The sequence below is a fragment of the Yersinia hibernica genome, assembly GCF_004124235.1.
Classification (GTDB): domain Bacteria; phylum Pseudomonadota; class Gammaproteobacteria; order Enterobacterales; family Enterobacteriaceae; genus Yersinia; species Yersinia hibernica.
Genome location: NZ_CP032487.1, coordinates 1,692,293 through 1,709,604, shown reverse-complemented (window position 1 = coordinate 1,709,604; position 17,312 = coordinate 1,692,293). Strand labels below are relative to the sequence as shown.

Here is a 17,312-nt window from a genome sequence, read left to right as displayed (position 1 = left end):
TCATGCGCCTGACGTTCCCCTCGTGGCAACACACCCCTTGGGGTAAGGCTAATGCGAGCCAATGGCGTTATGCACTGCGCAATTCACTGGCGATGTGTTTATCACTGTGGATTGCGTTTGCCCTCAATTTAGACGAACCCTACTGGGCAATGACGTCCGCCGCGGTGGTCAGTTTCCCCACCGTCGGCGGTGTGATAAGCAAAAGTATTGGCCGGGTGATTGGCAGTCTGATTGGCGCTGCGGCATCACTGATGATTGCTGGGCATTGTCTGAATGACCCATGGCTGTTCACCTTCGCCATTGCCACTTGGATTGGCGCATGTACTTTTGTCTCAAATCACTACCAGAATAATGTTTCTTATGCTTTTGCGTTGGCGGGCTATACCACCGCTATCATTGCTTTCTCGACGGTCAACACCACTGACCCCCAGCAAATATTTGATATTGCCCAGGCTCGAGTCTGTGAAGTGATTACCGGCATTCTCTGTGGCGGCCTGATGATGATGCTGCTGCCCAGCACCTCAGATGGCGAAGCGCTACTGACCTCATTGCGCCGGATGCAAGCTCGCTTACTAGAACATGCGCAATTGTTATGGCAAACCGAACAAAACCCGCAGATTCGCACCTCGCACGAGGGGCTGATTGGCCAAATCCTCACCATGAATTTGCTCCGCATTCAGGCATTTTGGAGCCATTACCGCTTACGTCGGCAAAACAATGTATTGAATTTTATTCTGCATCGCCAGTTACGCATCACCAGCGTGATTACCAGTTTACGCCGTATGTTGCTCAACTGGCCATCCCAACCAGAAAACCTGCCCAGCGTCTTGGCACAATTACTCACCGCCTTACAGCAAGCCGATTGTGATAAATATCAAGTTGCCAAAATCCTGCAACACATTGCTCCCCATGATGAGTTTGATTATCGGCATAAAGCCTTCTGGTTGCGCCTACGGCATTTCTGTTGGTTATATTTGCAAGTCAATCGCTGGTTAGCACAGCTGGATAAAGAATCTGACAATGGCGTGTTGCTCCCGCCGCCCGTCACCGCACTCGCCCGCCACACCGACACTTACGAAGCGGCCTATAATGGCCTGAGAACCTTCGTTTGTATTGTGGTTGGCTGCGCATTTTGGATTCATACACAATGGAGTTCGGGCAGTGCGGCACTGGCATTGGCGGCGGTCAGTTGTGTGCTCTACTCGGCCACCCCATCCCCCACTGATAGCATTGCCACCCTATTGAAAGCCATTGTTTTACTCTCGATAAGCTGCTTTATTCTAAAATTTGGCGTGATGGTGCAAATAGATGATTTTTGGCAATTTGCCGTCCTATTATTGCCGATTTTAATCACCATGCAGATGATGAAACTCCAGCATCCAGCTCATGCGGCCCTGTGGGGGCAATTGATTGTTTTTATGGGGTCATTCCTGAGTGTCACCAACCCACCCAGCTATGATTATCAAGCGTTTCTCAATGATAATATTGGCAAATTGGTGGGGGTTATGTTGGCTGGCGTGGCATTTCAGCTGCTGCGCCCCAGTTCTGACAAACGCAAAAGTCGGCGAATTATTCGCCTGCTACGACGTGATTTTATCGACCAGCTCAGCGGCCACCCGCAGCAAAGTCAGAATCAATTTGAATCACTGATATATCACCGCATCAATCAACTCAATCTCAGCCAAGATCAAACTGCGCGCCTGTGGCTGCTGCGCTGGGGTATGGTGCTGCTCAATTGCAGCCATGTAGTCTGGCAGTTACGCGATTGGCAAACCCCCTCGGCACCACTGGCCGCAGTGCGAGATGTCTGCATTCATTGCTTAAAAGGATGTATGACCGAGAAAGGTGTCCAGCCGAGTTCACTACACGCCACATTGCAGGAATTGCAGCGGATGAGCGCTATTTTAGGGCAATATCCGGATGCCTCTGGCCGAGAACTAGCCGGGCTCATTTGGCGGCTGTATTGCTCGCTAACCCAGCTCCAAATGGCGATGCCTGACGAGGAACAGCATGTTGCACCAGCCTGAGGCTCGCTGGCGCAGAACACTGGCTTACGGCACGTCATAGCCCAAAGCAGCACGACGAATCCGGAACCATTGCTGCCGAGTCATGGTGAGGGAAAGTGACGCCCATGCGGTTTTCACCCGCGCTATCTTGCCTGAGCCAATAATCGGTAACGGGGCCGAAGGTAAACGCAGCACCCAGGCATACACCACTTGTTCGATACTTTGCGCACCAATCTCATCAGCAACGGCCTGTAACTCGTGACGTAATGCCTGGAATTCAGGGTCACTAAACAGGCGGCCACCGCCCAAACAAGACCACGCCATGGGCTTAATGCGTAACTGTTGGCAAGCATCCAGCGTTCCATCCACAATGGCGGGTTGGTGCAAAGGCGAGATTTCTACCTGATTGGTGACCAAGGAGAATGGCAGGCGCGACTGCAACAAACTAAATTGTGCAGGGCTAAAGTTTGACACACCGAAATATTTTACTTTGCCACTTTGGTGTAATTGCGTGAATGCCTCGGCAACTTCATCAGCATCCATCAAGGGATCTGGCCGATGGATCAGCAATAAATCAAGATAGTCGGTATGCAGATGGGTTAAAGATTGTTCAGCACTTTCAATAATATGAGAGCGGTCAGTAATATAGTGCCCCAAAGCATGTTCTGGCTTTGCCGTGGTGGCAATACCACATTTACTGACTAACTCCAGTTGCTGACGCAGCGAGGGTTTAAGGCGCAATGCTTGGCCAAATGCCTGTTCGCATTGATAACCGCCGTAAATATCTGCATGATCAGCGGTGGTAATACCCAACTCAATATGTTGCTCGATAAAAGCCAACAACTGTTGCGCTGTCATGTCCCACTCCATCAGCCGCCAATAACCGCAAATCATGCGAGAAAACTCCGGCCCAAGTGGAGCCAGTTGGCTACGTGTATCCATTATTCGCTACCTCATGTGTTTATCTGCCCATCAGCATACACAACCGACAGCAAGGTTAAATCCTCCCTGACCAATGAATTGGGGCTGAGCCACTTAATCGCCATAATGGCTAAACGGTAAGACAAAATAATGGCGAATCAGAATAATGAGGGTTGTTCCGGCAGTGGGTCATCCACCTGTTTGTTGGCGCGCTGCAAGCGCAATAGGCGTTGACGGCATAACCGCAGGACATCGCGCTTTTGCGGGTCACTCATTTTCATCCAATTAAAGCGCTCATCCCGGCTACGCATACACCCACGACAAAAACCGCGGTCATCTGTTTGACAGATACCACGGCACGGGCTGGGGATGTCAAAAAACTCAAGTTGCTGAGCCAAATAGCCTCCTACTGCTGACGCTTTAATTGAAGACTGCTTCGTCGCTGCTGACAAGTGCCTATTTCTCATCGCGACCAACACTGCACCCTAACCGCTAAGGTTATCTTAAGTTTCATTCAATAGCATTGCATCAATGAGTGAACTGTAGGATTTGATTTTCACAATGAATGCTCGATGCAAGTTACAGTGTAACGGATTGATTTTTATTTTAACCACGGCGCTATTTTTTACTCTTTTCCAAAACGCCCTGTTTATTGCTAAAGCTTGGTCGCTCATTCACTTTGACAGCAGTGACAGTTACTTATTTGCCGCGACCATTCCGGTCGTCATTTTCTGCGCCCTCAATATCATTTTCAGTCTATTGGCTGTGCCGGTGTTGCGCAAACCGCTCATTATTATGTTTCTGTTAGGCGGCGCGGCAGCTAACTATTTTATGTTCAGTTATGGTGCCGTCATCGATGCCAATATGATGCAGAACGCATTTGAAACCAATTCCCGCGAAGCCACCGCCCTTTTCACCCCGCGCATGGCACTGTGGCTGCTGATATTGGGCATTTTGCCCGCCATTATTATCTGCTTTGTCCATATCAAGGCAACGCGCCCTTGGTGGTATATGTTGGGGTTGCGTATCACCAACATACTGGTATCAACTGTCATTATCATGCTCATCGCAACACTATTTTATAAAGATTACGCCTCGCTTATCCGTAATAATAAAAGCATTGTTAAGATGTTAACGCCGTCCAATTTTGTCAGCGGTAGTTTTCAGTTTGCTAAACAGAAATACTTCACCGGTAATATGGCACTCGTGACTATCGGGCAAGATGCCCATAAAGGCCCGTTAATTAGCGGGCAACAACAGAAAACACTGGTAATTTTAGTGGTCGGGGAAACGGCCCGAGCAGAGAACTTCTCTTTGGGTGGCTATGGGCGGGAAACTAATCCCCGCTTGCAAAAACAGAATGTTATTTATTTCAAAAACGCCGCTTCTTGCGGGACAGAAACTGCGGTTTCGGTGCCCTGTATGTTCTCAAATATGCCGCGTAAAAATTATGATGCCACACTCGCCAGCCATCAAGAGGGCCTGATGGATATTCTTGCCCATGCCGGATTAAATGTATTGTGGCGCGAAAATGACGGTGGCTGCAAAGGGGCTTGTGATCGTATTCCTCACCAAGATGTGACTCAGCTGCAATTAACGGCTGAGTGTGAAAATGGCGTCTGCTTAGACCATGCCCTGCTCGACAAGTTAGACAATTATATCAATGGATTACAAGACGACACTGTCATTGTACTGCACCAAATGGGGAGCCATGGCCCGGCTTATTACCGCCGCTCGACACCCGATATACGCCAGTTTTCCCCCACCTGTGATAGCAATCAAATTCAGGATTGCACCTCTCAGGAACTGGTCAATACTTATGATAATTCCATTCTTTACACTGATGCGATGTTGGATAGCACCGTGAAATTACTGCAACGGCACAATAATCGATTTAACACCGCCCTGGTCTATCTCTCCGATCACGGCGAGTCATTAGGCGAAAATGGCCTGTATTTACATGGAACACCCTACATATTTGCCCCCAGCCAGCAGACACACATTCCTTTTTTAATGTGGCTATCTCCTGAATATACAAAAAACTATGGCATCAATCGTCAATGTGTATCCGACAGCGCACAACATGATGATATTTCACAGGATAATCTCTTCCACACCCTCTTGGGGATGATGAATATTCAAACTACTGAATATCAATCTGGAATGGATTTGCTGCAAAAATGTCGAAGTTAAGGTTAGCGAATAAAAAATGCCCATAAATAACCAATAGATCACAACGTTAATGCCAGCGCCCCCTCCGCTGGCATTTTTTTCTTGACCTAGACCGATTGGTCTATTACGCTACTGGACATGAACAAAATACCGCACACTCACGTAGACACCCGTGAACACCTGCTAGCCACCGGTGAGAGCCTTAGCCTGCGCCTTGGCTTTAATGGGATGGGTCTCAGCTTGTTACTCACCACGGCGGGTATCCCGAAGGGTTCGTTTTATCACTATTTCCGTTCAAAGGAAGTATTCGGTGAGGCGATGTTACAGCGCTATTTTGATCGCTATGACGCAGGGATGGCAAACCTGTTATCGGGAACACAAGGGGATAAACGCCAACACCTGCTGCATTATTTTGCTCAATCTATTGCCAACTATTGTGGTAGTGAATGCCACAATGCTTGTCTGGCGGTTAAACTATCAGCCGAAGTGAGTGATTTATCCGAACCTATGCGCCATGCGCTAGATATCGGCACTGCTCGCGTCATTGGCCGTTTGCAAGATGCGATTGAAGCCGGAGTTGAAGAAGGCTCATTACGTATCACGCTTTCCCCTGCTGCCACCGCAGAGACGCTCTATGCCTTGTGGCTAGGTGCATCGTTGCGCGCGAAGGTGAAACGGTCTGTTGCGCCGCTGACCTGTGCGCTAGAAAGTATCGAACTGATTTTACAACCCGCTCAATAATCCAATGATCCTGAAGCTACTCTTTTGTATTTTCAGGATTTACCCAGTCTCTAGTCGACTGGTCTATTAATATAGGACGCACCATGAAGACTGCTAAACTGTTCTCCCCCGTGAAAGTTGGCGCGCTCACTTTGCCGAACCGTGTATTTATGGCGCCACTGACACGCCTGCGTAGTATTGAACCAGGTGATATTCCAACCCCATTGATGGCTGAATATTATCGTCAACGAGCCAGCGCGGGGTTGATTATCACCGAAGCCACCCAGATTTCTTTTCAAGCGAAAGGCTATGCCGGGGCTCCGGGGTTACACACTCAAGAGCAGTTAGCCGCGTGGAAAAAAATCACTCAAGCGGTTCACGATGAAGGCGGCCATATTGCGGTGCAGTTATGGCATGTTGGCCGAATTTCACACAACAGTTTACAGCCGGGTCAACAAGCCCCGGTAGCGCCTTCCGCCATTGCCGCAGACACCCGCACTACCGTGCGCGATGAAACGGGTGCTTGGGTTCGTGTTCCCTGCTCTACCCCACGCGCACTGGAAACGCATGAAATCCCAGGCATCATTAATGATTTCCGCCAGGCAACAGCCAATGCCCGTGAAGCGGGATTTGATTATATTGAACTGCATGCAGCCCATGGCTATTTATTGCACCAATTTATGTCGCCAGCATCGAACCAACGTAGCGACCAATACGGTGGCAGCATTGAAAACCGTACTCGTCTAACGCTGGAAGTGGTTGATGCCACGGCTGCCGAATGGGGCGCTGAGCATATTGGCATTCGAATTTCACCTTTAGGGCCATTCAATGGCCTGGATAATGGCGAAGACCAAGAAGAAGCCGCGTTATATCTGGTCGAAGAGTTAAATAAACGTCATATTGCTTATCTGCATATTTCAGAGCCAGACTGGGCTGGGGGTAAACCTTACTCAGATGCATTCCGCGATGCCGTGCGCGCCCGTTTCAACGGGGTGATTGTCGGTGCGGGTGCCTATACTGCAGAAAAGGCTGAAAACCTGATTGAAAAAGGATTTATTGATGCCGTTGCCTTTGGCCGCAGCTATATTTCCAACCCGGACCTGCTTGAACGTTTACAACAAAATGCGCCACTGAATGACCCCGACGGCGATACTTTCTATGGCGGTGGGGCTAAGGGCTACACCGACTACCCGACATTGTGATTTATCAGTAGGTTAAATCATTAAATAACAGTCAGTTAGAAGATAATTCTGACTGACTGTTTTGTTTTTGGGCAATAGAAGATGACGAGGTAGTGAGGGAAGCCATATTGCGATATGATGATGACTTAGTTTTGATTTATAATGATTTTTAAAAATTAAACTATTAATTATAAAGAGGTATTATGAAGCGCTTACTCCATACCATGATCCGCGTCGGTGACCTGCAACGTTCCATCGATTTCTACACCAAGGTATTAGGGATGCGTTTACTGCGTACCAGCGAAAATACCGAGTACAAATACTCGCTGGCATTCGTCGGTTACAGTGATGAAAGTGAAGGTTCAGTGATTGAGCTGACCTATAACTGGGGCGTTGATAGCTACGAAATGGGCACTGCATTTGGTCATCTGGCGCTAGGTGTTGATGATGTTGCCGCCACTTGTGACCAAATTCGTCATGCCGGGGGCAAAGTGACCCGCGAGGCAGGCCCGGTCAAAGGCGGTAATACTATTATTGCTTTTGTTGAAGATCCCGACGGCTACAAAATCGAGTTAATCGAAAATAAAAGCGCCGGACACGGCCTTGGAAACTGATTAACCCCAAGGCACCACAAAGGTGCCTTTTTCTCATCGCGATATCCCCCTGCATCCCGCGCCAAAATTTGACATAATACGTGCTGAATTCGCTGAAGATAAGAAACTGATGGCAGATAAAAGTGACATTAACGCCCTGAGTGGCCGTTTTCGTGGGTATTACCCAGTAGTAATTGATGTAGAAACCGCCGGCTTTAATGCTAAAACCGATGCATTATTAGAAATTGCCGCCGTCACCTTGCAAATGAACCAAGAGGGTTGGTTACTGCCAGATGAAACACTGCATTTTCATGTAGAACCGTTCGAAGGGGCCAATCTGCAACCTGAAGCACTGGCGTTTAATGGGATCGACCCCACTAACCCGTTACGTGGTGCCGTCAGTGAACATGATGCTTTACATGCTATTTTTAAAGCTGTTCGCAAAGGACTGAAAGATAAAGGCTGTAACCGCGCAATTATCGTCGCGCATAATGCCCATTTTGATCACAGTTTTGTGATGGCGGCGGCCGAGCGCGCCAACTTGAAACGCAATCCATTCCACCCGTTCGCCACTTTTGACACTGCGGCCCTCAGTGGGCTAGTTCTGGGGCAAACAGTGTTGGCAAAAGCCTGCCTGACGGCCGGTATTCCGTTTGATAGTAGCCAAGCGCATTCCGCTTTATACGACACAATGCAAACAGCAAAATTATTCTGTGAGTTAGTCAATCGTTGGAAAAAACTGGGCGGTTGGCCAGTACCTGCGGGTGAGTCAGAATAATCTAGCACCAGAAAAAATAGACATTTCACGATAAAAAAAGGTGGCCTGCTAGCCACCTTTTTGTTGGTTGCACTGACCTACCCGCACATTACTCTGCTGCCGGTTTTTCTTCTTCAGTCCGGTATTTATCCGCTGTTTCTTTCAGCAACTGTTGCAACTCACCACGCTGATACATTTCCATCAGAATGTCGCAACCGCCAACCAATTCGCCATCAACCCACAACTGAGGGAATGTTGGCCAGTTAGCGTATTTTGGCAACTCAGCACGGATATCTGGGTTTTGCAGAATATCAACATAAGCAAAGCGTTCGCCACAAGCGGATAACGCCTGTACAGCCTGAGCAGAGAAACCGCAGTTTGGCAGCTTAGGTGAACCCTTCATATAAAGCAGGATGGGGTTTTCTGCTATCTGGCGCTGAATTTTATCAATCGTCGTCATTTCTTGCTTCCTCAAGCCATTTTGTGGCTACAATACTGAGAACCTATTCATTAGGGCTATTTTATTATTGCGTCCGGCCTATTGTAGCGACTGCCACGACTGGAATAAAACGCCATCTTTTGCAGGGGCTTTACTCTGTCAGCAAATGGTTATACTGTCAGCTACAAATATGTGCATTTAGAATAACATTTTTGATCCCCACACTTCATTATTATCTTCATTGTGGGATGGCAAAAATATCGAGTGGCTAACCCGTTGACGTATGGTTGATTTAAGGCCGTTAGCCGTGTAAAAAAGCGACAATTGCGACGCCATTAACGTTTTCTCACAATATCGATTAGAATCCTGTCGCTCTCTGCTTTTTTATATCCGAAGTTTCAGCAATACTGTGACTCTTCATATTCATTTCAGGGCCAAGGTGGGTAGCGTTATTATGCGTTTAATACTTACGCTGTTTGTGCTGCTGTTTACCCAGTTATTTCTAAACCTCGCGCACGCGTCACCGCAGGCTCACGTCTCGGCTGAGCAAAAGAAAGGTCAAATCAGTCAAGCCAGCGCTGATGAGCGTAAAAAACGCAAAGCTGATAAAAATATCAAAAAAACTAAAGTTGATAACAATAAAGCCACCAGTAAAAACATCACAAATAAAACAACCGCCGCCACTGCCAGTAAAACCATAAAGAAGAAAGCACAAGCGGTCAGTAAACCCACCAATAAGAAATTAAATAGCAATAAAGCAATGGCGAATAAAGCATCTCATATTAAAACTACCGCCAATAAAAAAGCCTCCGTTAGCAAAAAAGAAAAAGTCGCTTATGGTCGCCAGCGAAATAAAGCTCAAGGTAAAGCCAATACTGAATTAGCGCTAAATAATAAAATAAAGCTCAGCCCTGCTCATAAAAAACGCTACCAACACGCCAAACAGACTGCAATGAGTAAACTGATGAAGCAAGTCGGTAAACCTTATCGCTGGGGCGGTAGCTCCCCTAATACCGGTTTTGATTGCAGCGGGCTGATTTATTATGCCTATAAAGATGTCATCAGGATAAAAATGCCACGTACCGCTAATGAAATGTATCATTTACGTGATGCAGCACCGGTGAAACGCGCTGAATTAGAAAGTGGTGATTTAGTGTTCTTCAATATTGCCAACCGTGGTGTTGCTGACCATGTTGGGGTTTATTTAGGCAACGGAAAGTTTATTCAGTCCCCACGAACCGGTGAAGAAATTCGCATTAGCATGATGGATAATGACTATTGGCAAGATCATTATGTCGGCGCTCGCCGTGTCGTAACACCGAAAACCATCCGCTAATCGCATCACCACACCCGATAGGCTTATCGGGTGCCATTCCCCATTAATCTGTGTGGTTATACCTGTTATTCCTGCCGAAAGTTGTTAAAATTAATACCCACAACAAAAATACAACAATTACGATTTTAACCGCCCCTCACCTTTCTTAGCGCTGGCTAATGATTGAATTTGAGGAGCAAACACCCTGAGCAACCCCGAAAGGAGAGCGCGATGTCTTTTGAATTACCGGCATTACCTTATGCACAAAATGCACTGGAACCGCACATTTCTGCTGAAACGCTGGAATACCATTACGGCAAGCACCACAACACCTATGTGGTCAACCTCAATAATCTGATTAAAGATACCGAATTTGCGGGTAAAACCCTGGAAGAGATAGTCAAAACCTCCAGTGGTGGCATCTTTAATAATGCGGCCCAAGTCTGGAATCACACCTTTTACTGGCACTGTTTGTCACCCAATGGGGGCGGCGAACCGACAGGCAAAATTGCCGCTGCCATTCAGCAATCTTTCGGTTCTTTCGCTGAATTTAAAGCACAATTTACTGATGCCGCAGTGAAAAACTTTGGTGCGGGCTGGACGTGGCTGGTCAAAAAAGCGGATGGCTCCCTAGCCATTGTCAGTACATCAAATGCAGCAACACCGCTGACGACCCAAGATAAGCCGCTGTTGACGGTGGATGTATGGGAACACGCTTATTATATTGATTATCGTAATGCGCGACCAAAATACCTGGAGAACTTCTGGGCTTTGGTTAACTGGTCTTTTGTTGAGCAGAATTTAGCTTAATCGCGGCGCAATAATTAAGGGCGGGTAAACCGCCCTACTTATCACCGGCATGCAGGTGAATTAATTCATTACCGCCACGAAGCTAAAGACAATAATCATTGCCAGCGCACCAACAGTGGTAATTAGCGACATCTTCAGATTGGTATCCATAAAAACTCCTCAGCCGGTTAATTTTAGTAGGGAAAAGGCACACAATGAGTGCGTCAAATCATTTTCCCACAGTTAGGGAAAAAAATCTTGTGCTCATTACGCACTTTATAACATTGATTAGCGCTTCCACTTTTCCTCCAGATCAGACAAAATTCGCAGTTCATAACTGCATACTGACTAATAACATCCAATAAATAGGCTCAGACCACCATCTGACTTCGCTCGCCAGCCCACTATCGTGTTGCTGTCTGAGCGGTATTCGAGTCATGCAGGCAAACGATTAACATAATACTTACCTGCTGTAACAGGTGAGCTTAGGAGTCATTTTTTCTATGGCAACGATTAAAGATGTGGCCAAACACGCGGGTGTGTCCACCACCACCGTTTCGCACGTTATCAATAAAACTCGTTTCGTCGCCGAAAATACCAAGGCCGCTGTGTGGGCGGCCATTAAAGAGCTGCATTATTCACCCAGCGCGGTGGCCCGTAGCTTGAAAGTCAATCACACCAAATCCATTGGCTTATTGGCGACATCCAGTGAAGCACCCTATTTTGCTGAAGTGATCGAGGCAGTTGAAAATAGCTGTTATAGCCAAGGTTACACCCTCATTTTATGTAACTCACATAATAATCTGGATAAACAAAAAGCCTATTTGGCCATGCTGGCACAAAAACGTGTCGATGGATTATTGGTGATGTGTTCTGAATATCCGGAACAATTACTGGGAATGTTGGAAGATTATCGCAATATCCCTATGGTGGTGATGGACTGGGGCACTGCTCGTGGCGATTTTACCGACTCGATTATTGATAATGCTTTCGAAGGCGGCTATTTAGCCGGTCGTTATCTTATCGAGCGCGGTCACCGCGATATTGGCGCTATTCCTGGTCAATTATCGCGTAATACCGGGGGGGGCCGCCATCAGGGCTTTTTGAAAGCCCTGGAAGAAGCCAATATTCCATTACGTGATGAGTGGGTGGTGCAAGGCGATTTTGAGCCGGAGTCTGGTTATAAGGCTATGCACCAAATTCTGACACAAAAACATCGTCCGACGGCCGTGTTCTGTGGTGGCGATATTATGGCAATGGGCGCAATATGTGCTGCGGATGAACTGGGCCTGCGAGTGCCACAAGATATTTCAGTGATCGGGTATGATAATGTGCGCAATGCCCGCTATTTCTCACCGGCGCTGACCACCATTCATCAACCCAAAGAGAGATTGGGTGAAATGGCTTTTGCCATGTTACTCGACCGTATTGTCAGTAAACGCGAAGACCCGCAAACCATTGAAGTCCATCCGAAACTGATAGAGCGCCGCTCTGTTGCTGATGGCCCCTATCGCGATTATCGCCGTTAAGCTTCCCCTGCCGGTAGCCCCACAGGTTACCGGCAGCTCATCCTGCCGCTCCCGGCGTGCCATCATTATCATCTTTTAGCCACTCATCATTTAGCGTGACACTGTCACCCAGATAATCCAGCATCCATGCTAAGGCTGGGGAATGATTATGCTGCTCCCAGGTCAAACAACACGGGCTGTCCGGCAGGGGCTCTGTCAGTGTTAATGCCGCCAATTTTCCTTGTTGAATCAATGGTGACACCATATGGGCCGGAACCATTCCGATACATAACCCTTCACACAAGCAGTCTATTCCCGTCGCCCAATCCGGTGCGACTAACCGCTGCTGATTATCCAATGTCCAGGTATCCCGTTTAGGTAAATTTCGCGCGGTATCCTCCAGGCACAAAGAGGGATAAGGCCGCAGCTGGTCATCATTAATAGGCCCGGTTAATTGGGCTAAAGGATGATTGACACTGACCACACAATGCCAGCTCAAAAAACCCATGTCACGAAACACAAACCGCCCACCCACCGGGATAGCACGTGTTGCCCCAATAGCCATATCAGCTTGCCCATCCACCAGTGCATCCCAGACGCCGTTAAACACTTCATAACGCACCCGCAATTCGATATCCGGGAAATGACGATAAAAATCCTGCACTAAACGGCGACTGCGCTGTGGTTTGACGATTTTATCAATCACAATATTTAATTGCCCGCGCCAACCATTCGCGACTTGCTGGCACTGACGGCGTGTGTCATTCATTTTTTTGATAACATCGCGGGCTTCTTTGATAAAAACTCTGCCTGCCTCCGTCAATTCTACGTCGCGATGACGCCGCGTAAATAAAGAGACCGCCAGCCACTCCTCTAATTGTCGTACAGTATAACTGACCGCGGACGGCACCCGGTGCAATTCTTGAGCGGCGGCACTGAAACTCCCGGTGCGAGCGACCGCATCCACCACATCCAATGAATATTCTGACCACATGTTTTTTTGCCTCAGCGAAACGCAATAGTGACTATCAAATTTTTTGATAGCATGTCGCAAATATTACCGTTTCACAACCGAATATCTCTGCGGCTAGAATGCCCCCCGCACTAAATTCCTAATGATAAAATGGCTAAAAGTAGTCAATCACCTGCAAAAAAATGATAAAGAGAAATAAAGAATGAAAACGTCTGCAAGTTTCATGTTCTACCTTGCCGGTTTAAGCATGTTGGGATACCTGGCGACCGATATGTATTTACCCGCCTTTGGTGCCATGCAACAAGAGTTACAAACCTCCGCCGGCTCTATCAGTGCCAGTCTCAGCATTTTTCTCGCCGGTTTTGCTATCGCCCAGCTTATCTGGGGGCCAGTCTCGGACAAATTAGGCCGTAAACCCGTGTTGTTAGCAGGGTTGGGTTTATTTGCTCTGGGTTGTCTGGGAATTTTATGGGTTGAAACGGCAACACAGTTACTGATCCTGCGCTTTATTCAGGCAATCGGAGTCTGTTCTGCCGCCGTGAGTTGGCAAGCATTAGTCGTAGACCGTTATCGCGACGGCAAGGCCAACCGGGTATTTGCGACCATTATGCCGTTGGTGGCACTATCCCCTGCGCTGGCCCCATTGCTCGGCGCATGGTTATTAAACCACTTCAGTTGGCGGTCAATTTTTGTGGTTTTATTGATAACGACATTGCTATTACTGATCCCAACCGCATTGCTGAAAGAACGGAAAAAAACCACGCCAAACCCTGCGACCCAAAGCAAAAGTGCCATGAGCTTCTGGCAATTGCTGAAATTCCCGGCGTTTAGCGGCAACGTGATGATGTTCGCGGCCTGCAGCGCAGGATTTTTCGCCTGGCTAACAGGATCACCGTTTATTTTAGGTGATATGGGCTATAGCCCGAATATTATTGGTTTGAGTTATGTCCCGCAGACATTAGCTTTCCTGTTGGGTGGATTTGGTTGCCGCAGTGCGCTGAGCCGGATTAAGGGTAATACACTGCTGCCGTGGCTACTGAGCGGTTATGCTATCAGCATGATTGCGCTTTATCTGATAGCCACCTTGACCACACCAACACTGGTTACCCTACTTATTCCTTTCTGCTTAATGGCGCTTGTGAATGGTGCCTGCTACCCTATTATCGTGGCAAATGCATTAATGCCCTTTCCAGCGAATACAGGCAAAGCCGCAGCACTGCAAAATACGCTGCAACTGGGCTTGTGTTTTATTGCGAGCATGATGGTGTCGGCCTATATCAGCCAACCCTTACTCGCAACCGTGACCGTCATGCTCTCGACGGTCATTTTGGCGGCATTGGGTTATGGCATTCATTGCTACGCGTTAAGGAAAGAAAAAAGCCATACTAACAATAATGACTATAATTGCGCGGAGTCATAATTCCCAATAGAAATAGTCACTAAGGCGCATCAATGCCGGGTACGATTTATTATTGAGAAAGCATCCCGGCAAGCCTATACTCGATTTAACCGATTAGAATACCATTAAAAAAAAGCATTATCTTAAGCACTTTCTGGATGCGTGGATTGCGTCACATTTACACTTATGGATGAGTCACCCTAAACCCAAGCGTAATTAGGGTATCTTCTTAATCTTCCTCTTTTACTCAACGTTATTGAGGTTGCAGCCAGGCAGTAAGCGAATGACAGATGGGTTAAACCCATGTTGCTCAGCGCTTAGATTGGCACTCTGAATGAGAGCCGCAAACACCACTGCGACGTCAAGTACAAAGGGTATATCCGTAATGGATACCAGACACCAACTTTATTGGTATGTATTCGCGTGTGTCATTTAGTTACGCGGGTCATAAGTCAGAAGAAAGTGATGGAGAAGCTATGAGTTCATCCTGTATAGAAGACCAGAGTATTCAAGAAAACCCGTGGTTTCGCATTGTTCAAGAAATGCTGAACCGGGCTGATATTGAAGTCAATGGCTCACGCCCCTTCGACATTAGAGTTAATAACCCAGACTTCTTTAAGCGGGTATTACAAGAAGGATCTTTGGCATTAGGTGAAAGTTATATGGATGGCTGGTGGGAATGTGACCGGCTGGATATTTTCTTCCAACGGGTTCTCAGAGCTGGCTTAGAGAATCAACTGCCCCACCATCTCAAAGATACTTTACGCATTGGCGCGGCCCGCCTTATCAATTTGCAGTCCAAGAAAAGAGCCTGGATTGTCGGTAAAGAACATTACGACCTGGGTAATGATCTGTTCAGCCTCATACTTGACCCGAATATGCAATATTCTTGCGCTTATTGGAAAGACGCGACCACACTGGAGCAAGCTCAGATAAACAAATTGCAGATGATCTGTGAGAAACTGCAATTAGCGCCGGGTATGAAGTTACTCGATATTGGTTGTGGCTGGGGTGGCCTTGCCGCTTATGCCGCCCGCCATTTCGGGGTGTCTGTCACCGGTGTGACAATTTCAGCTGAACAGCAAAAATTAGCGCAAAAACGTTGTGAAGGCTTGGATGTTACGATTCTATTGCAGGATTACCGAGATCTAAATGAGCAATTTGATCGTATTGTCTCAGTCGGCATGTTCGAACATGTCGGGCCTAAAAACTATCGCACCTATTTCGATGTGGTTAACCGCAATTTGAAGCCCGACGGATTATTCTTGTTACATACCATCGGGGCGAATCGCACTGATTTGAGTGTTGACCCATGGATTGATAAATATATTTTCCCTAATGGTTGTCTGCCCTCGGTGAAACATATTGCTCAAGCCAGCGAACCTTATTTCATTATGGAAGACTGGCATAATTTTGGCGCTGATTATGACCGAACACTGATGGCATGGTACGAACGTTTCCAAGCCGCATGGCCGACTTTAGCTGAGAATTACTCGCCGCGATTTGAGCGGATGTTTAGCTATTATCTGAATGCCTGTGCAGGCGCATTTCGCGCCAGAGATATACAGTTGTGGCAAGTATTATTCAGCCCAAATGGCGTCGAAGGTGGAATTCGCGTTCCGCGTTAATCTGTTAAAACTCAATATATTAAAAGCAGGAGGAATATCCCCCTGCTTTTTATTATTCTATTCCCGCACCGCTTTTTCAGCAGCCACTGCTGCTTGAGCAATATCGCGTTGCGCCAAGACGCGCTCAACGGTATCCACCACCGCCTGCGTTTGTGGGTCTATTTCGATATTTACCCGATGCCCCAGACGCTTTTTCCCCAAGGTGGTTCGCGCCAGTGTTTCTGGAATCAAATGTACGCAAAAACGGTTGCCCACCACTTCACCGATGGTCAGGCTGATACCATCAATACCGATAAAACCTTTGTGTAATACATATTTCATCAAATCAACATTTGGCATCCGGAACCAGATCTGGCGGTTATTCTCTGATGTGTATATTTTGGCTATTTCAGCAGTACAAATAATGTGACCGGACATAAGATGACCGCCAATTTCATCACTAAACTTAGCCGCCCGCTCCAGATTAACCACGTCACCAACTTTAATATCCCCCAAATTGGTAATGCGCAGCGTTTCCTTCATTAAATCAAAACTGATGCGATTTCCGTCAACTGCTGTCACTGTTAAACAGCAGCCATTGTGGGCAACAGAAGCACCCAAGGCTAATTCAGCTAACATCTCACTTGGCATTTCTACCACATGGGTGCGGAAGTTAGATTTCTCATCAATGGCAACCACTGGCGCGGTGCCTTGAACAATACCGGTAAACATACGCCATGCCTCTTATCTGTTATCTAAAGAAAATATCATTACGCCAATTTTGCCTCAGAAGATAAGGAAAACCAAACCACTTAGATGAAAAAGGCACTTCCGTGGTATTTCATTGATTAAGCTTGGCGAGTCGGTACAATCTTACTTCGCTTTCCCGCTATTTTATTTATCTCTCGGTAATTCGTCGCAATATACCCAAT

17 protein-coding genes are annotated in these 17,312 nt (G+C 47.3%); 11 read left to right on the top strand and 6 right to left on the bottom strand.

Translation table 11 applies throughout. From position 1 onward, the window contains the following. Nucleotides 1-2 precede the first annotated feature (2 nt). Entirely contained in the window at nt 3-2,027 is a 2,025-nt protein-coding gene (locus tag D5F51_RS08080; RefSeq protein WP_129196099.1) for an FUSC family protein, read from the top strand. Between the two features lie 24 nt (nt 2,028-2,051). On the opposite strand, the gene D5F51_RS08075 is transcribed toward D5F51_RS08080, so the two are convergent. Continuing rightward, complete coding sequence (locus D5F51_RS08075) at nt 2,052-2,948, bottom strand: aldo/keto reductase (protein ID WP_129196098.1); 897 nt, start codon at nt 2,946-2,948, stop codon at nt 2,052-2,054. A 137-nt stretch (nt 2,949-3,085) separates the two neighbouring features. Beyond that, a complete protein-coding gene (locus tag D5F51_RS08070; RefSeq protein ID WP_129196097.1) occupies nt 3,086-3,325 on the bottom strand; it encodes a DUF1289 domain-containing protein in 240 nt (79 codons plus the stop codon). Between the two features lie 163 nt (nt 3,326-3,488). On the opposite strand from D5F51_RS08070, the gene eptA reads away from it, so the two are divergent. The 5 genes from eptA to rnt all read left to right on the top strand — a co-directional run bounded on the left by eptA (nt 3,489) and on the right by rnt (nt 8,371). Continuing rightward, nucleotides 3,489-5,120 carry a phosphoethanolamine transferase EptA gene (eptA, locus tag D5F51_RS08065; RefSeq protein WP_129196096.1) on the top strand — a complete coding sequence of 544 codons (1,632 nt, stop codon included), beginning with the start codon at nt 3,489-3,491 and terminating at the stop codon, nt 5,118-5,120. Nucleotides 5,121-5,237: 117 nt separating this feature from the next. Then, nucleotides 5,238-5,840 (top strand): TetR/AcrR family transcriptional regulator, encoded by a 603-nt coding sequence (locus D5F51_RS08060; protein ID WP_129196095.1) that lies wholly within the window; start codon nt 5,238-5,240, stop codon nt 5,838-5,840. 83 nt (nt 5,841-5,923) lie between these two features. After that, on the top strand, nt 5,924-7,021 hold the full coding sequence (nemA, locus tag D5F51_RS08055) for an alkene reductase (RefSeq protein WP_129196094.1): 1,098 nt from the start codon (nt 5,924-5,926) through the stop codon (nt 7,019-7,021). A 182-nt stretch (nt 7,022-7,203) separates the two neighbouring features. Then, nucleotides 7,204-7,614: a lactoylglutathione lyase gene (gene gloA / locus D5F51_RS08050; protein ID WP_004390187.1), complete on the top strand. Its 411-nt coding sequence runs from the start codon at nt 7,204-7,206 to the stop codon at nt 7,612-7,614. A 109-nt stretch (nt 7,615-7,723) separates the two neighbouring features. Next, nucleotides 7,724-8,371, top strand: coding sequence for a ribonuclease T (gene rnt / locus D5F51_RS08045; RefSeq protein ID WP_087769610.1), 648 nt, complete (start codon nt 7,724-7,726; stop codon nt 8,369-8,371). 88 nt (nt 8,372-8,459) lie between these two features. Here the strand turns inward: rnt and D5F51_RS08040 are convergent, their stop codons facing one another. Beyond that, nucleotides 8,460-8,810, bottom strand: coding sequence for a Grx4 family monothiol glutaredoxin (locus D5F51_RS08040; RefSeq protein WP_004390185.1), 351 nt, complete (start codon nt 8,808-8,810; stop codon nt 8,460-8,462). A 433-nt stretch (nt 8,811-9,243) separates the two neighbouring features. Here D5F51_RS08040 and D5F51_RS08035 point away from each other — a divergent pair, with 433 nt between their 5' ends. Further along, nucleotides 9,244-10,125, top strand: coding sequence for a C40 family peptidase (locus D5F51_RS08035; protein ID WP_129196093.1), 882 nt, complete (start codon nt 9,244-9,246; stop codon nt 10,123-10,125). Nucleotides 10,126-10,335: 210 nt separating this feature from the next. Continuing rightward, the gene (sodB, locus tag D5F51_RS08030) at nt 10,336-10,914 is read left to right on the top strand and encodes a superoxide dismutase [Fe] (protein ID WP_129196092.1); all 579 of its coding nucleotides are present in this window, start codon (nt 10,336-10,338) and stop codon (nt 10,912-10,914) included. Between the two features lie 60 nt (nt 10,915-10,974). Here sodB and cydH read toward each other — a convergent pair whose 3' ends face one another. Further along, complete coding sequence (gene cydH, locus D5F51_RS08025) at nt 10,975-11,064, bottom strand: cytochrome bd-I oxidase subunit CydH (protein WP_019079325.1); 90 nt, start codon at nt 11,062-11,064, stop codon at nt 10,975-10,977. Nucleotides 11,065-11,396: 332 nt separating this feature from the next. Between cydH and purR the strand changes: the two genes are divergently transcribed. Beyond that, nucleotides 11,397-12,422 (top strand): HTH-type transcriptional repressor PurR, encoded by a 1,026-nt coding sequence (gene purR / locus D5F51_RS08020; protein WP_087769606.1) that lies wholly within the window; start codon nt 11,397-11,399, stop codon nt 12,420-12,422. A 37-nt stretch (nt 12,423-12,459) separates the two neighbouring features. On the opposite strand, the gene punR is transcribed toward purR, so the two are convergent. Continuing rightward, complete coding sequence (punR, locus tag D5F51_RS08015) at nt 12,460-13,395, bottom strand: DNA-binding transcriptional activator PunR (RefSeq protein WP_129196091.1); 936 nt, start codon at nt 13,393-13,395, stop codon at nt 12,460-12,462. Between the two features lie 181 nt (nt 13,396-13,576). On the opposite strand from punR, the gene punC reads away from it, so the two are divergent. Both punC and cfa read left to right on the top strand, forming a co-directional pair. Further along, nucleotides 13,577-14,794: a purine nucleoside transporter PunC gene (gene punC, locus D5F51_RS08010; RefSeq protein WP_129196090.1), complete on the top strand. Its 1,218-nt coding sequence runs from the start codon at nt 13,577-13,579 to the stop codon at nt 14,792-14,794. A gap of 455 nt (nt 14,795-15,249) precedes the next feature. Beyond that, nucleotides 15,250-16,401, top strand: a complete 1,152-nt coding sequence (gene cfa, locus D5F51_RS08005) for a cyclopropane fatty acyl phospholipid synthase (protein WP_129196089.1) — start codon at nt 15,250-15,252, stop codon at nt 16,399-16,401. Between the two features lie 57 nt (nt 16,402-16,458). Here the strand turns inward: cfa and D5F51_RS08000 are convergent, their stop codons facing one another. Further along, entirely contained in the window at nt 16,459-17,112 is a 654-nt protein-coding gene (locus tag D5F51_RS08000) for a riboflavin synthase subunit alpha (protein ID WP_129196088.1), read from the bottom strand. Nucleotides 17,113-17,312: the final 200 nt, after the last annotated feature.

What these genes read in the sequence shown, in the direction of transcription:
- D5F51_RS08080 (WP_129196099.1), top strand. Translation starts at nt 3, where the DNA reads ATGCGCCTGACGTTCCCCTCGTGGCAACACACCCCTTGGGGTAAGGCT.
- D5F51_RS08075 (WP_129196098.1), bottom strand. Translation starts at nt 2,948, where the DNA reads ATGGATACACGTAGCCAACTGGCTCCACTTGGGCCGGAGTTTTCTCGC.
- eptA (WP_129196096.1), top strand. Translation starts at nt 3,489, where the DNA reads ATGAATGCTCGATGCAAGTTACAGTGTAACGGATTGATTTTTATTTTA.
- D5F51_RS08060 (WP_129196095.1), top strand. Translation starts at nt 5,238, where the DNA reads ATGAACAAAATACCGCACACTCACGTAGACACCCGTGAACACCTGCTA.
- nemA (WP_129196094.1), top strand. Translation starts at nt 5,924, where the DNA reads ATGAAGACTGCTAAACTGTTCTCCCCCGTGAAAGTTGGCGCGCTCACT.
- gloA (WP_004390187.1), top strand. Translation starts at nt 7,204, where the DNA reads ATGAAGCGCTTACTCCATACCATGATCCGCGTCGGTGACCTGCAACGT.
- rnt (WP_087769610.1), top strand. Translation starts at nt 7,724, where the DNA reads ATGGCAGATAAAAGTGACATTAACGCCCTGAGTGGCCGTTTTCGTGGG.
- D5F51_RS08040 (WP_004390185.1), bottom strand. Translation starts at nt 8,810, where the DNA reads ATGACGACGATTGATAAAATTCAGCGCCAGATAGCAGAAAACCCCATC.
- D5F51_RS08035 (WP_129196093.1), top strand. Translation starts at nt 9,244, where the DNA reads ATGCGTTTAATACTTACGCTGTTTGTGCTGCTGTTTACCCAGTTATTT.
- sodB (WP_129196092.1), top strand. Translation starts at nt 10,336, where the DNA reads ATGTCTTTTGAATTACCGGCATTACCTTATGCACAAAATGCACTGGAA.
- cydH (WP_019079325.1), bottom strand. Translation starts at nt 11,064, where the DNA reads ATGGATACCAATCTGAAGATGTCGCTAATTACCACTGTTGGTGCGCTG.
- purR (WP_087769606.1), top strand. Translation starts at nt 11,397, where the DNA reads ATGGCAACGATTAAAGATGTGGCCAAACACGCGGGTGTGTCCACCACC.
- punR (WP_129196091.1), bottom strand. Translation starts at nt 13,395, where the DNA reads ATGTGGTCAGAATATTCATTGGATGTGGTGGATGCGGTCGCTCGCACC.
- punC (WP_129196090.1), top strand. Translation starts at nt 13,577, where the DNA reads ATGAAAACGTCTGCAAGTTTCATGTTCTACCTTGCCGGTTTAAGCATG.
- cfa (WP_129196089.1), top strand. Translation starts at nt 15,250, where the DNA reads ATGAGTTCATCCTGTATAGAAGACCAGAGTATTCAAGAAAACCCGTGG.
- D5F51_RS08000 (WP_129196088.1), bottom strand. Translation starts at nt 17,112, where the DNA reads ATGTTTACCGGTATTGTTCAAGGCACCGCGCCAGTGGTTGCCATTGAT.